This window comes from Kitasatospora sp. NBC_01539, from assembly GCF_045040525.1.
Classification (GTDB): Bacteria; Actinomycetota; Actinomycetes; order Streptomycetales; family Streptomycetaceae; genus Kitasatospora.
Window position 1 is genome coordinate 375646 of sequence record NZ_CP109390.1, and the last position, 14192, is coordinate 389837.

A 14192-nucleotide genomic window follows, 5' to 3' on the forward strand; every position below is an offset into this window, starting at 1 on the left:
CGGGAGGACGGGTCACGCCCAGCCACGGCGGGCCGCCTGCCAGCCGAGCTGGATGCGGGTCTCGACGCCGGCCCGCGCCATGAGGTCGGTGAGCCGGCGCTGGACGGTGCGGCGGGAGATGCCGAGCTGGCCGGCGGCCGCCTGGTCGGTCAGCCCGGCCAGTACCAGGGCGAGGATGCGGGAGTCGAGCTCGTCGATCTCGCCGGGCCGGCTCTCCGTCAGGCCGTCGCCGACGGTGTTCGCCGAGATGGGGAAGGACGCCTGCCAGGACGTCTCGAAGTACGCGATCAGCGCGTCGAGCAGGCCGCCGGCGTGCACGAGGACGGACGCGGCGGCCGTGTTCTGGGCCGAGCGGAGCGGCACCATGGCGACCCGGCTGTCGGCGATCACCAGCTTGACCGGCACGTGGTCGGCGACGTGGAGCTGCTGGCCCTCGGCGAGGCTGGCGAGGACGCCCGCGACCATGCCCGGTTCGACGAGTGCCGAGCGCTGGAGGATCGCGCGGTAGAGCACGCCACGGCGCACACCGGCCTGCCCGGCCTCGTTCTGCGTGTGGGGGACGACGGTGAGGTTCGGCACCATCATCGACCGCACGTGGTGGTGGGCGGACTGCTGGAGCTGGGCGAAGCGGTGGCGCACCGCGGCGACGTCGGTGATGACCTCGACGACGCCCGAGGCGCGGTCGCGGGCCGCCCGGTGGTGCTGTTCCGCGAGGTCGGCGAGGGCGGCCTCGACGGCGTGCAGGTCGTCGCGCCGCTGGCGGAGCACCGCACCGAGGGCGACGTCGGGGGGCGCGGCGGTGTAGACGGTGTCGGCGTCCGGGCCGCCGGGGCCCGGGGTGCCCGTGGCCAGTCCGCGGGCGGTGAGTGCGGCGAGCAGGCCGCGGACGTCGTCCGTCGTCCGCCCGGTGTCGGCGGCGAGTCCGGCGACACTTCGGTCGACCCGGGTCGCCAGGAGGCGGTAGACCTCCTCCTCGGCGGGGTCGAGCCCGAGCGCAGCGAACATGAGCGGTCCTCACTTCCCGGTGGTGGCGAGTGAGGATACGGGGCACGGCCCCGGGCGGAGCGCCCGGGGCCGTGCCGACCGCGGCGGGTTACGGCTCGGCGTGACCGCGACGGGGCGGGCCGGACAGCCCGTACGCCCTGATCACGTCCTGGGTGACGCGGTTGCCGGCGCTGTCCCGGGCCGTCGCCCGGAGGGAGACGAAGCCGTGGGAGGGTGCGTCGAACCGGGCCGTCCAGCTCCCGGTGCCGGTGCGCTCCAGGCCGACGGGATGCCAGGTGACGCCGTCGTCGTAGGAGACCGCGAGGGTGCCGTCGGTGACCCTGCCGGTGCCCGCGGCGCCGGGCAGGTGGCTCGCGGACAGGCCGACCGTCTGCCGCCCGCCGGGCCGGTCGCCCGCGAGGTCGGTGGAGACCTGGTAGTCCAGCTGCAGGAGCGCCATCAGGTCGACCGCGTAGGGATCGGTCACCGGGGCGGACCGGACCGTCCACACCGAGTGGGTGCGGGGCGTGAGGCGGTACAGCGCCGGGTCGCGCTCGGCCCTCATGTCGAAGGTGTAGGTCACCGGCCGGTCCGGCACCGAGTCGAGGTAGAGCGAGGGCCAGGCCGAGGTCTTCACGAGCCGGCCGTCCTCGTAGGCCTTCAGCTCGACGGTGTTGTGGTCGTCGAGCATGTAGCCGCCGTGGTCGGTGCCGCTGTCCGTCCAGGGCTGGACGTTGACCTCCGCGTAGCCCAGCTGCCGGGACGACCACCAGAAGCCGCTGCCGTTGCGGGGGTGCGCGACCGGCGCGTACCAGTCCCGGGTCGTGTCGGTGTGCGGCCGGTAGGTCACCATGCCGGACCGGGACTCGACGGCCAGGTCGGGCCCGGTGAGGGCGTCCTCCGACCACGTGGTGCCGGCCTGGGCGGAGACGAGGTCGGTGCGGGTGCCGGGCATGTCGACCCGCTGCATGATGCCCACCGAGTAGGCCCGGTAGGGACGGTAGTCCCAGCGGTACTCGGCGCTCGCGTAGGTGGTGTCGCCGTGGAAGCGCATCCGCACGGTGGCGAGCTCCGCCGCCTTCGGCCGGTACGCCAGGTCCGCCGGGATCCGGCCGGGCTTCGGGTCCACCAGGTCGTAGACGTACGGCGAGTTGCGCACGCCCCGGAGCGCCAGCTCGGCGCCGCGGTCGGCGGCGGCCAGCAGCGCCGCGCCCTCCCGCGCGGTGACCGAGACGACGGGCACGGGACTCTCGGTGCCCTCGTCGGTGCCCACCCACTCGTAGAGCTTGCCGGGGCCGTCGGCGACCACGATCAGCAGGGCGGCGCCCGCGTCCGCGGCGGCCCGGGCCCGCTGACTGCCGGTCAGCGCGTCGGAGGCCGTGACGACCGCGATCCTGCCCCTGGCACTGCGGTGCGCGTAGTCGGCGGGCGTGCCCGTACCGGCGCGGACGGCCTTCAGGCGGGCCGTGCCGTCGTACACCGACGACCCGGCCTGGTGCTGGATCGTGACGGGCCGGCCGTCCCGGCTGACGGTCAGCTGCGGCATGGCCTTGCGCCAGCGGGTCTCGTACTCGAACGCGCCGCGGGTCACCGCGCGGGTGGGCAGCACGAACAGGCTGTCGTCGGTCGAGGAGAGGATGTACTGCCCGGCGATGGTGCTGCCGGCGCCGTCGGAGCGGTACCAGTCGGCGGAGACCAGCCGATCCTCGCTCTCCAGCGGCACCTGCGCGGTCGCCTCGACCGCCCGGGACGCGTCGAGGTCGACGCTGCGGTCCCGGTCGAGGACGATCTCCGGGTCGCCCAGCAGCGCCAGGCCGGCCGAGTCGGGGCCGTGGCTGCCGGCCACCGGGAGGTAGCTCACCGCGCTGTAGGTGCCCCGGGGCAGCCGCACGTCGGCACGGCCGGTGGCGTCGACCGCGATGTACGACGGGTCGGGCACGCCGAACGTCTGCAGCTCGACGGTGCCCGCGGCGGGCCTGCCCGCGCGGTCCTTCAGCGAGACGTGCAGGGTGTACCGCTGGTCCTCCTTGTAGAGGCCCAACTGCGTCCGGACCCGCACCGCACCGGTGGTGTCGGTGGCGGTGACCCGGCCGAGGTAGCGGCGGCCGTTCGCGCCCATGCGCGGCTCGGCGGTCGCGGTGACGCTCGCACTGCCGTGCGCGGGCACGGTGACCGTGTCGGCGGAGAGCGTGAACATCCCCGCGGGCGCGGCGGCACCGGCGTCGGCGCCCGGGTCCACGTCGTACGCGCCGCCGGCCACCTCGACGCTCTCGGCGAGCCGCAGCACGAGGTCCGTGTCGCCGTCGTTCCGGTAGACGACGGTGCGGGCGACGGCCGGCTCGTCGGTGTGCGGCCACGCGTCGAAGCCGAACCAGACCGAACCGGTGCCGGTCACCGCGGAGGCGACCGAGGACGTGAGGTCGACCCGACCCGCCCCGACCTGGTACGCGGTCGTCCCGGCCAGCGGCACGGAGGTGCTCATCAGCGCGTCCTTGAGCCGGGTGCCGGTCCAGTCCGGGTGCTCCTGCGCCAGGATCGCCGCCGCGCCGGCGACGTGCGGGGTCGCCATCGAGGTGCCGCTCATCGCCTGGTAGAAACCGCTCTCCGCGGTACCGCCGGCCTTCGCCGCCAGGACGTCGACGCCGGGGGCGGCGATGTCCGGCTTGAGGGCGTAGTCGCCGTAGCGCGGGCCCGTCGTGGAGAAGGAGGCGAGGCGGTCCTCGTCGTCGACGGCGGCCACCGTCAGGGCCGCGTCGGCGACGCCCGGCGCGCCCATCACGGCCTCCTGCCCCGCGTTGCCCGCGGCGACCACGAACAGGGCGCCGCTCTCCGCGCTGAGCCGGTCAAGCGCCCGGCTCATCGGGTCGGTGCCGTCGCTGGGGTCGGAGCCGCCGAGGCTCATGCTGACCACCCTGGCGTGCTGGGCGACGGCCCACTCCATGCCCGCGATGACCCAGGAGTCGTCGCCGGAGCCGTCGTCGGCGAGCACCTTGCCGATCAGCAGGTCGGCACCGGGTGCGACGCCCTTCTCCCGCCCGTCGGAGGCGGCGCCGCTGCCGCCCACGGTGGAGGCGGTGTGGGTGCCGTGGCCGTGGCCGTCGCCGGCGCTCTCCCCCGGCACGAAGCTCTCGGCCTGCGAGACGCGGCCGGCCAGGTCCGGGTGGTTGCGGTCGGCACCGGTGTCGAGCACCGCGACCTTGACGCCCTTGCCGTCGAGGCCCGCGGCCCAGGCGCCCGGGGCGCCGATGCGGGCGGTGCTCGTCGCCAGCGAGGCGTGGACCTTCCCGTCCAGCCAGATCCGGTTCACACCGCCCGACAGCCGGGCGGCGGCCGGCTCCGCCGAGGCCGTCACGGCCGTGGGGACGGGCGCGGCCACCGTGTTCCAGGTGTCCCGGGTGTGCTTCTTGGCGACCCTGAGGGCGGCGCCGTCGATGCTGGGCAGCGTCCGCACCGTGGCCGAGCCCTTCGGCGCCCGGCCCGCGGCGGGGCCGGCACCGGGAGCGGCGGACGTGCGGGGAGCGGCCTCCGTACCGGGGGCGGCCGTGTCGTAGCCGACGATCAGCGGGATGCCGTCGCTGTGCGCGTCGTCGTACCCCTGGGCGATCAGTGACGAGACGTCGAACAGCCGCCGGTCCAGCGCGCCCGCGGCGAGGTACGGCATGACCTCGTCGGGGAGGACGTACAGGTCCTTGCCGACGCTCTCGGTCCGCACGCCGCCGGGGGCACCGGCCGGCCGGCTCACGTCGACGGCCTGCCGGCCCTGTCCGAGGTCCGTGACGCGGACCACGTCGCCGGTGATCAGGGTCACGCTGTGGGTGGTGCTGCCCGGCCGGGCCGGGGACGCCGTCGGAAGCGCGCCGCGCGCCGTCGCACCGTCGGCCGGTCCGGCCACGAGGACGACCACCGAGGTACAGGCCACCGCTGCGGTCAGGATCCTCCGACCGGGGCGGCGACGGGGTATGGGGGGAGTCATGTGACGGTCTTACAGGTGCGTGCCGGAGCTCCGGAACGCCCTGACCTGGCACAAAGGAGCCAGGTCTCACATGCGCCACCGCCACCGGCCGCCGCGGACCGGGCCCCGCCCCCGGCCGGGGCTCACCCGGCGGAACCCCCGGAGCCCTCGGAGCCCTCGGAGCCCTCGGAGCCCTCGGAGCCCTCGGAGCCCTCGAAGTCCGCGATGGCCGCCTCCGCCGCCTCCAGGACCGCCTCGCGGCCGGCGGCGGCGTCCACGGTCAGCCCCGGCTCACCGGCCCGCAGCGGCTCCAGCGTGTCGTACTGGGAGTCGAGGAGCGCGGGCGGCATGAAGTGCCCGGGCCGGTGGGTGATCCGGGCCCGCGCGACCTCGGGGTCCAGGTCCAGGTGGAGGAACCACACGCCGGCCCCGGCCGCACGGAAGAGCCGCCGGTACTCGTACTTGAGGGCGGAACACGAGATCACGGCTCCCTCCCCGTTCCGCGTAGCCACGCGGATCCGGTCGGCGAGGGTGAGGAGCCAGGGTCTGCGGGCCTCGTCGTCGAGCGGCTCCCCGGCCGACATCCGCGCGATGTTCTCCGCCGGGTGCAGGTCGTCACCCTCCACGAACGGCACACCGCGGCGGCGGGCGAGCAGCCGGCCCAGGGTCGTCTTGCCCGAGCCGGAGACGCCCATCACCACGACGACCGTCGGTTCCGCTGCCGGTCTCCCCATGCTGCTCCTCGCGTCGTCCCCGAAACGGCTCCCGGGGAGAGCTTCCCGCACAAGCTGCCCGACCGGCCCGGCCGCCATCGCCGCGCCCGGCGCGGTGCACCCGGACGGCCGCACGGCCGGGACGCCGGCCGCACCGCGGTACCCCGTCCGGGCGCATCACCGCACCCGATCGGCCGAGCGCACCGCGAGCCTCACCCCGGGCGCGCGGCGCAGCCGGGCAGGGTGCCTGCGACAGCGAACGGGAACCCACGACGGGAGACGACCATGGCCTCGGACGGACGGCGGCTCGACCTGCCACCCCTGCTGCGCGGGCAGAAGGCGCTGGTCACCGGCGCGAACTCGGGCATCGGCAAGGCCACCGCGATCGGCCTGGGCAGGGCCGGTGCCGACGTGGTCGTGAACTACGTCTTCGGCCGCGAGGCGGCGGACGAAGTGGTCGAGGAGATCAGGTCGTTCGGCGTGCAGGCGTACGCGCACGAGGCGGACGTCTCGCAGGAGGACCAGGTCGTCGCCATGGTCGCGCGGATGGTCGAGGAGTTCGGCACGATCGACGTCCTGGTGGCCAACGCCGGTCTGCAGCGCGACGCCGCCAGCACCGAGATGACGCTCGACCAGTGGAACAAGGTCCTGGAGGTCAACCTCACGGGGCAGTTCCTGTGCGCGCGCGAGGCCGCCAAGGAGTTCGTGCGCCGGGGCGTCGTCCCCGAGGTGTCCCGCTCGGCCGGGAAGATCGTCTGCATGAGCTCCGTCCACCAGATCATCCCGTGGTCGGGGCACGTCAACTACGCGGCGTCCAAGGGCGGCATCCTGATGATGATGCAGACCCTGGCGCAGGAGTTCGCCCCGAAGGGCATCAGGGTCAACGCGGTCGCACCCGGTGCCATCCGCACCCCCATCAACCGGAGCGCCTGGGAGACCCCCGAGGCCGAGGCCGACCTGCTCAGGCTGATCCCCTACCGCCGGGTCGGTGACCCCGACGACATCGCCCACGCCGTGACCGTGCTCGCCTCCGACCTCATGGACTACGTGGTCGGCGCCACGATCTACGTCGACGGCGGCATGACGCTCTTCCCCGGCTTCGCGACCGGAGGCTGACCCGCAGGTGGACACCGTGACCCGGCTCCTCGCCGACGCCCCTGCGCAACTCCTGCCCGCCCGCGAGATGATGGCGTTCACCCTGGCCACCCACATCATGCTGGTGCCGTTCGGGGTGGCCCTGCCGTTCATCACCCTGGTGATGCACTACCGGGGGCTGCGCAAGAACGACCCCGTCGCCCTGCTGCTGGCCCGGCGGTGGTCCGCCGTGATGGCCGTGCAGTTCGCCGTCGGCATCGTCACCGGCACCGTGCTGTCCTTCGAGTTCGGCCTGCTGTGGCCCGGCATGATGGGCCGCTGGGGCGACGTCTTCGGACTCGGATTCGGCGTCGAGGCCTGGGCGTTCTTCCTGGAGGCCATCCTCATCGCGATCTACCTCTACGGCTGGCGCCGGCTGAGGCCGTGGACGCACTTCCGGCTCGCGGTGCCGCTGCCCCTCGCCGCCCTCATGGGCGCGTTCGGCATCATCGCCGCGAACTCGTGGATGAACACCCCGCAGGGCTTCGCCCTCGACGCCGGCGGCAACCCGGTCGACGTCGACGTCCGCCAGGCGATCTTCACCCCGATGTTCGGGCCGGAGTACTGGCACTTCGTCGTCGCGATGTTCCTCACCGCCGGGTACGTCGTCGCCGGGGTCTACGCGGTCGGCTGGCTGCGCGGCCGCCGCGACCGCTACCACCGCCTCGGCTTCACCGTGCCGTTCACCGTCGCCGCGATCCTCACCCCGATCCAGTTCTTCCTCGGTGACAACATCGCGCGGCAGATCTTCCACAAGCAGCCGATCAAGTTCGCCACCGCCGAACTCGTCTGGGACACCGACACCCACGTCCCCGAGTACCTCTTCGGCCGCCTGCAGGAGGACGGCACCGTCAAGGGCGGCCTCAAGATCCCCCAACTCGACTCCATCCTCGCCGGGTTCACACCGGACACCCAGGTCACCGGCCTCGCCTCGGTGCCCGCCTCCGACCGGCCGACCGCGCTCCAGGCGACCATCGTGCACTGGGCCTTCGACATCATGGCGACCATCGGCAGCGTGCTCATCCTGCTCGCCCTCTGGTACGCCTGGTGCTGGTGGCGCCACCGCGACCTGCCCCGGTCGAAGTGGTTCTTCCGCTGCGCCGCGATCGCCGGGGCGGCCAGCGTGTTCTGCGTCGAGTGCGGCTGGATCACCACCGAGGTCGGCCGCCAGCCCTGGATCGTCTACCAGAACATGCGCGTCTCGGAAGCGGTCACGCCCACCCGCGCCGCCTCCCTGTGGACGATGTTCGCCGTCGTGGCGGTGGTGTACGTCCTCATCTTCGGGGCGTTCCTCACCGTGCTGCTGAAGATGCGCACCCGCTGGCGCCTGGCCGGGGGCGGCACGGCCGCCGCGGAGGGCCCGGAGACCGACACCCCGTACGGCCCGCGCCCCGAACTCGCCGCAACCGCAGCGCATCCGCCCCCCTCCGACGGCCCGGACCGGGCGCCGGGAGAGCACGAGTGACCGCCGACGTCCTCTCCTGGGTCCTGCTGCTCGCGATCGCCGCGTACGCCTGCGGCGGCGGCGTCGACTACGGCGCCGGCTTCTGGGACCTCCTGGCCGGCGGCACCGAGCGCGGCAGGCGCCCCCGATGGCTGATCGACCACGCCATGGCCCCCGTCTGGGAGGTGAACAACGTCTGGCTGATCTTCGTCCTGGTGCTCATGTGGACGGGCTTCCCCGAGTTCTTCCAGACCGTCTTCACCGCCCTGTGGCTGCCCCTCGCGCTCGCCGCCGTCGGCATGGTCCTGCGCGGCGCCGGCTTCGCCCTGCGCAAGCCCACCCGCAAGGTCGCCGCGCGCCGGGTCTTCGGCGCCGCCTTCGCGGTCGCCTCGCTGCTCACCCCGTTCTTCCTCGGCACCGTCATCGGCAGCGTCGCCTCCGGCCGGGTCGCCCCGGGCACCACGGCCTCCGCCGACGCCTGGGCCAACACCACCTCGGTGATCGCCGGGCTGCTCGCCGTCTGCGCGACCGCCGTGCTGGGCGCGGTCTTCCTCACCGCGGACGCCCGCCGGTTCGGCGAGGCCGGGCTCGTCCGCTACTTCCGGCTGCGCGCCCGGATCGCCGTCGCGGCACTGGTGACCGTCGGCGCGGTCGGCCTCGCCGTGACCGCCGACGACGCCTCGTACGTCCACCACGGGCTCACCCACGGCTGGGGGCTGCTGCTCGTCCTGCTGTCGGTGGCGGCCGGGGCGGTCACCGTCCTCCTGGTCGGCGGCCCGGCCCTCGGATGGGCCCGGTACAGCGCGGTCGCCGCCGTCGCCCTGGCCGTCGCCGCCTGGGGCGTCGCCCAACGGCCGTACCTCGTGCCGACCTCGCTGACCGTCCGGGAAGCCGCGGGGGCGAGCGCCACCCTGCAGTGGATGCTCATCGTCTCCGTGGTCGCGCTCGTCCTGATCGGCCCGGCCGTGACCGTGCTCTACCGGCTCGACACCCGCGGCGCCCTGGAACCGCTGACCGACGAGGACGTCGCGCGGTGACACCACCGCCGTGCCACCGCCGGGTCGTTGTCGGCGGCGGCACGGCGGACGGAGCAGCGGGCGGACGGGCTCAGGCGAGGCGCTCCGCGATGCGGTCGCCGACCCGCAGGGCGTTGGCGATGGCCGTCAGCGAGGGGTTCACCGCGCCGATGCTCGGGAAGAAGCTCGTGTCGACGACGTAGAGGTTGTCCAGGTCGTGGGCCCTGCAGTCGGGGTCGAGGGCCGACGTCCGCGGGTCGGTGCCGAAGCGCACGGTGCCGGCCTGGTGGGCGGTGGCGCCGATCGGCATCCCCTTGTGCAGGTAGAGGCTGTGCGGCAGCAGGTGGTGCGGGTGCATGCCCAGGTGGCCCAGCATCTTCTGGAGCTTGTGCTGCAGGCGCTTCAGCCCCTCGGTGTTGTTCTTCTCGTCGAGGGCGAGGTGGATGGCGCCGTCGGCGTCGAGGGTGACGCGGTTGTCGGGGTGCGGGAGGTCCTCGCCGCACAGCCAGAAGTCCACCGCGTGGTGGGCCAGCACCTCGAACGGCATGTCCGGTGAGGCGAGTCCGGCCCACCGGGGCGCCTCGCCGCGGATCTGGTCGGAGTCGGACTTGCCGAGCATCTGGATGCCGCCCAGCGGGAACTCCCAGTCATCGGCGCCGAGATACCAGTCGTTGAGCGCGAGGGTCTTCTGGAACTGCGTGTCGTTGGGCTCCTTCGACACCGCCATCAGCGCGAGGTTGTTGTGCCGCATGTAGTGGCGTCCCACCACGCCGGAACTGTTGGCCAGCCCGTCCGGGTGCCGGTCGTTCGCCGAACGCAGGAGCAGCGCGGCGGAGTTGACGGCGCCGCAGGCCACCACCACGATGTCGCCGCGGAAGCGGGCCGTGGAGCCGTCCTCCAGTTCCGCGACCACCTCGGTCACCGTGCGGCCGCCGGCGTCCGTCTCCAGCTTCCGGACGTTCGCGCCGGTGACCATCGTGACGTTGTCGTGCTCCAGCGCCGGGTCGACGCAGACGACCTGGGCGTCGGCCTTGCCCTGCACCAGGCACGGGAATCCGTCGACGCGGTTGCAGCGGATGCACACGCTTCCGTGGGCCGCGCCGCCCGTCGCGTCCTGGGTGAGGTTCACGCCGATCGGCAGGTGGAAGGGGTGCAGGCCCTGCTTCTCCAGGTCGTCGCTGAGCTGCTGGATGCGCGGCTCGTGCCGCACCGGCGGGTACGCGTACTGGGCGCTGACCGGGCCCTCCCCCGGGTCCTCGCCGTGGTGGCCGTGCACCAGGTACAGGTGCTCGGCCTGGGTGTAGTAGGGCTCCAGGTCCTCGTAACGGATCGGCCAGGCCGGGGAGATGCCGCCGTGGTGCCGCAACTCGCCGAAGTCCTCCGGGCGCAGCCGGAACAGTGCGGCGCCGTAGAACTTCGTGTTCCCGCCCACGTAGTAGTTGACCTCGGGCGGGAAGCGGTCGCCGTGCTTGTCGTACCAGAACTCGGGGGCGCGGTACTTGCCCTTGACGAAGACCGCGGTGGACTCCCAGTTGTCCCGTTCGCGCGGCAGGTAGCCGCCACGCTCCAGGATGAGGACGCGCTTGCCGGTGGGGGCGAGGCGGTGGGCGAGGGTGCCGCCGCCCGCTCCGGTGCCGATGACGATGACGTCGTAGTGCTCGGTGCCTGCCATGGGTCGCCTCGGATCGTGGGTCGGTGCCGTGCGGAGCGGCGGGGGTCAGAGGATGGCGATGGGGTTGACGGGGGAACCGGTGGCCTCGGGGAGCCGCAGGGGCGCGACCACGCAGAGGAACGACCAGCGGCCCTCCTCCTCGCAGAGCGGCACCAGGTCCTCGAACTGCAGGTAGTCCATGAAGTGGAGCCCGAGGGCGTGGATGCCCAGGACGTGCACGGGGAAGTCCACGCCCTCGGTGAGGCTGGGGGCCGTGTCGTTGTTGCCGTCGCTGCCCAGTGCGGAGACCCGGCGTTCGGCCAGGAACTCCACCGCAGCGGGGTGCAGTCCGGCCCTGCTGTGTGCGGCGTCCCAGGGCCCCGACTCCTCGCGCCTGCGGCGGTGGCCGACGCGGACGAGGAGGATGTCCCCCGCCCCGACCCGTACGCGCTGCGCGGCCTCGGCGGCCCTGAGGTCGTCGGCGGTCACGTGGTCGCCCGGCTCCAGCCACGGCACGCCCCGCAGCCGCGGGATGTCGAGCAGGACGCCCCGGCCGACGATGCCGTTCCGCACGAGCTCGACGGACAGGGCGGTGGCGCCCTCCGCGGTCACGGTGTCCGCCGGGACGCCGCCGTGCAGGGTGCCGTCGTAGACCACGTGGCACAGGGCGTCGAGGTGGCTGTCCGCGTCGCCGTGGACGTGCATGGAGAAGTGGTCGGTGGCGAAGTGGAGTCCGGTGTCCGGGGCCTCGGCCTCCGGGGGGCTGGTGAGCCGGTGGCCGGCCGGGTGCGGGTTGTCGGGGGCGGCGCGGGTCTCGACCGGTGCGGCGAGGGTGACGGTCCGGCCGGAGCGGACCTCCGCCGCCGCGGCGCGGACCCTCGCGGGTGTGACGGCGGCCAGTGCTCCGCGTCCGCCGGGCCGTGCACCGGCCGCCGACTCCCTGAGGCGCGCGTACAGTTCGTCGAACGCGGCCCGGCTCTGGGGGCGGCCGCCGGGGCCCGGCGCGAGCGGGCCCGGCTCAGTCCCGTTGCCGCTGCCGGTCAAGGGCCTCGTCCAGGGTGGATGCCGCCATGATGAGCGACATGTGGGTGAACGCCTGCGGGAAGTTGCCGAGTTGCTCGCCGCTCGGGCCGATCTCCTCGGCGAAGAGACCGACGTGGTTGGCGTAGGTGTGCATCTTCTCGAAGGTGTAGCGCGCCGGACGGACCCGCCCGGCCCGGGCCAGCGCGTCGACGTAGAGGTACGTGCAGAGGCTGAACGTCCCCTCGGAGCCGCGCAGGCCGTCCGGCGACGCGGCCGGGTCGTAACGGTAGACGAGGCTGTCCGAGACGAGCTTGCGCTCCATCGCGTCCAGCGTGGAGAGCCAGCCCGGGCTCTTCGCCGCGAGGAAGCCGACCCGCGGGATCAGCAGCAGGGAGGCGTCCAGGACGTCGCCGCCGTAGTGCTGCACCAGGGCCTGCTCGGACTTGCTCCAGCCCTTGTCCATCACCTGTTCGAGGATGGCGTCCCGGGCGTTGCGCCAGCGCGGGATGTCGGCGGGCCGGCTGAGCTCGGTCGCCAGGCGCATCCCCCGGTCGAACGCCACCCAGCACATCACCCGGCTGTAGGTGAAGTCGTTGCGCCCGCCGCGGGTCTCCCAGATGCCCTCGTCCGGGCGGTCCCAGTTGTCGGAGAGCCAGTCCAGGGTCCGTGCGAGGCCCTTCCATCCGTGGTAGCCCAGCTCCGTACCGACGTCCAGTCCCTCGGCCATCGCGTAGAGGGCCTCGCCGTAGATGTCGAGCTGCAGCTGGTCGGCGGCGGCGTTGCCCGCCCGTACCGGACGCGATCCCCGGTAGCCCTCCCAGTGCTCCAGGATCTCCTCGGTCAGGTGCGGGTCGCCGTCGACCCGGTACATGATCTGCAGCCGCTCGCCGGGCAGGTCGGCCCGGTCGTGCATCCGGTCGCCCAGCCACTTCGTGAACGCGGTCGCCTCCTCAACGAACCCCAGGTCGAGCAGGGCTCGCACCGAGAGCGAGCCGTCCCGGACCCACGAGTAGCGGTAGTCCCAGTTGCGCTCGCCCCCGACCTGCTCGGGCAGGCCCATGGTGGCGGCGGCGACGGGGGCACCGGAGGGGTGGTAGGTGAGCAGCTTGAGCGTGATGGCCGAGCGGTTCACCATCTCGCCCCAGCGGCCCCGGTAGCGGGACGTGTGCAGCCACTTCTGCCAGAAGTCGACCTCCGCCCACAGCCCGTCGGTGATGCCCTCGACGGTGAACGGAGGCGGTGCCTCTCCGTCGGCGGCGCACGTGGTGAACACGGCGGCGGCGGACTCCCCGATGCCGAGGGTGACCGCGCCGCGGACGTCGTCCCCGTCGCGCTCCAGCGGGAAGCTGGCCTGCAGGTGCCCGGTGATGCCGGGAGCGCGGAAGACGGCGTCCTGGGGGTGCAGCTCCAGCTCGTGGCCGGCCCGCCCGTAGTCGAAGCGGGGCCTGCACTCCAGCACGAAGCGCACGGTGCCGCGCACCGCCCGGATCACCCGCATCAGGCTGTGGCGGTCGGTCGGGGTCCGGCTGGTGTTCGCCGGCATCCAGTCGACGACCTCGCCGACGCCGTCCGGCGACATGAACCGGGTCACCAGCACGCCGGTGTCCGGATAGTAGAGCTGCTTGCACGACACGTCCGAGTGTTCGGGCGCCAGCCTGAAGTACCCGCCCCGGTCGTGGTCGAGCAGCGAGGCGAACACGCTCGGCGAGTCGAACCTCGGCGAACAGAACCAGTTCACCACGCCCTGGGAGGACACCAGGGCGGCGGTCTGGAGGTCGCCCACCAGGCCGTGGTCGGCGATGGGGGGATAGCGGTCCATGTGCGTCCAATCCCACGAGGGTTCCGACGCCGTCCACTATCCGACAGGCCACGGGAGGGCGCCTGTCGGGGCCGGGCGCCCCGGCGGCGGCCCCCGGCAGCCGTCAGCTGCCATCGCCCCCGGAGGCCCGGAGGACGATCGCCCGCTTGAGGATCTTGCCCGTGGCGCCCTTGGGCAGCGCGTCGACGATCCGGACGTCGCGCGGGTACTTGTAGGGGGCGACACGGGCCCGGACGAACTCCCGCAGGTCGTCCGCCGTGGCGTCGGCGCCGGGGCGGAGGGCGACCGCCGCGGCGACCTCCTCGCCGAGGGCCGGATGGGGGACGCCGACGACCGCGGCCCCGGCGACGGCCGGGTGCTCGTGCAGGACCTCCTCGATCTCGCGCGGGTAGACGTTGAAGCCGCCGCGGATGATCAGGTCCTTCTTGCGGCCGACGATGCAGTAGCCGTCCTCGA

General features: G+C 73.5%; 9 protein-coding genes and 1 pseudogene. 3 read left to right on the plus strand and 7 right to left on the minus strand.

From position 1 onward, the window contains the following. Positions 1–12: 12 nt before the first annotated feature. The 3 genes from OG335_RS01550 to OG335_RS01560 all read right to left on the minus strand — a co-directional run bounded on the left by OG335_RS01550 (position 13) and on the right by OG335_RS01560 (position 5670). Positions 13–1005: a helix-turn-helix domain-containing protein gene (locus OG335_RS01550; RefSeq protein ID WP_405009125.1), complete on the minus strand. Its 993-nt coding sequence runs from the start codon at positions 1003–1005 to the stop codon at positions 13–15. A gap of 88 nt (positions 1006–1093) precedes the next feature. Beyond that, the gene (locus OG335_RS01555; RefSeq protein WP_405009126.1) at positions 1094–4792 is read right to left on the minus strand and encodes a S8 family serine peptidase; all 3699 of its coding nucleotides are present in this window, start codon (positions 4790–4792) and stop codon (positions 1094–1096) included. A gap of 287 nt (positions 4793–5079) precedes the next feature. After that, positions 5080–5670 (minus strand): gluconokinase, encoded by a 591-nt coding sequence (locus tag OG335_RS01560; protein ID WP_405009127.1) that lies wholly within the window; start codon positions 5668–5670, stop codon positions 5080–5082. Between the two features lie 264 nt (positions 5671–5934). Between OG335_RS01560 and OG335_RS01565 the strand changes: the two genes are divergently transcribed. The 3 genes from OG335_RS01565 to OG335_RS01575 all read left to right on the plus strand — a co-directional run bounded on the left by OG335_RS01565 (position 5935) and on the right by OG335_RS01575 (position 9264). Beyond that, the gene (locus tag OG335_RS01565) at positions 5935–6765 is read left to right on the plus strand and encodes an SDR family oxidoreductase (protein WP_405009128.1); all 831 of its coding nucleotides are present in this window, start codon (positions 5935–5937) and stop codon (positions 6763–6765) included. Positions 6766–6832: 67 nt separating this feature from the next. Continuing rightward, positions 6833–8248, plus strand: coding sequence for a cytochrome ubiquinol oxidase subunit I (locus OG335_RS01570; protein ID WP_405015279.1), 1416 nt, complete (start codon positions 6833–6835; stop codon positions 8246–8248). Continuing rightward, on the plus strand, positions 8245–9264 hold the full coding sequence (locus OG335_RS01575) for a cytochrome d ubiquinol oxidase subunit II (protein ID WP_405009129.1): 1020 nt from the start codon (positions 8245–8247) through the stop codon (positions 9262–9264). The genes OG335_RS01570 and OG335_RS01575 overlap by 4 nt, the downstream gene beginning before the upstream one ends. Positions 9265–9334: 70 nt before the next feature. Here the strand turns inward: OG335_RS01575 and OG335_RS01580 are convergent, their stop codons facing one another. From OG335_RS01580 to OG335_RS01595, 4 genes and pseudogenes are all read right to left on the minus strand, one after another. Continuing rightward, a complete protein-coding gene (locus OG335_RS01580) occupies positions 9335–10915 on the minus strand; it encodes a GMC oxidoreductase (RefSeq protein ID WP_405009130.1) in 1581 nt (526 codons plus the stop codon). A gap of 45 nt (positions 10916–10960) precedes the next feature. Continuing rightward, positions 10961–11851 carry a cyclase family protein gene (locus tag OG335_RS01585; protein ID WP_405015280.1) on the minus strand — a complete coding sequence of 297 codons (891 nt, stop codon included), beginning with the start codon at positions 11849–11851 and terminating at the stop codon, positions 10961–10963. A 61-nt stretch (positions 11852–11912) separates the two neighbouring features. Continuing rightward, positions 11913–13736 (minus strand): glycoside hydrolase family 15 protein, encoded by a 1824-nt coding sequence (locus tag OG335_RS01590; protein WP_405009131.1) that lies wholly within the window; start codon positions 13734–13736, stop codon positions 11913–11915. A gap of 103 nt (positions 13737–13839) precedes the next feature. Next, positions 13840–14190 (minus strand): annotated as a pseudogene (locus OG335_RS01595) (AMP-binding enzyme); the annotation flags it as partial. Positions 14191–14192: the final 2 nt, after the last annotated feature.

Bases quoted from the DNA above. Each gene is read 5' to 3' on its own strand.
- OG335_RS01550 (WP_405009125.1), bottom strand. From the start codon at position 1,005: ATGTTCGCTGCGCTCGGGCTCGACCCCGCCGAGGAGGAGGTCTACCGC.
- OG335_RS01560 (WP_405009127.1), bottom strand. From the start codon at position 5,670: ATGGGGAGACCGGCAGCGGAACCGACGGTCGTCGTGGTGATGGGCGTC.
- OG335_RS01565 (WP_405009128.1), top strand. From the start codon at position 5,935: ATGGCCTCGGACGGACGGCGGCTCGACCTGCCACCCCTGCTGCGCGGG.
- OG335_RS01570 (WP_405015279.1), top strand. From the start codon at position 6,833: ATGATGGCGTTCACCCTGGCCACCCACATCATGCTGGTGCCGTTCGGG.
- OG335_RS01580 (WP_405009130.1), bottom strand. From the start codon at position 10,915: ATGGCAGGCACCGAGCACTACGACGTCATCGTCATCGGCACCGGAGCG.
- OG335_RS01590 (WP_405009131.1), bottom strand. From the start codon at position 13,736: ATGGACCGCTATCCCCCCATCGCCGACCACGGCCTGGTGGGCGACCTC.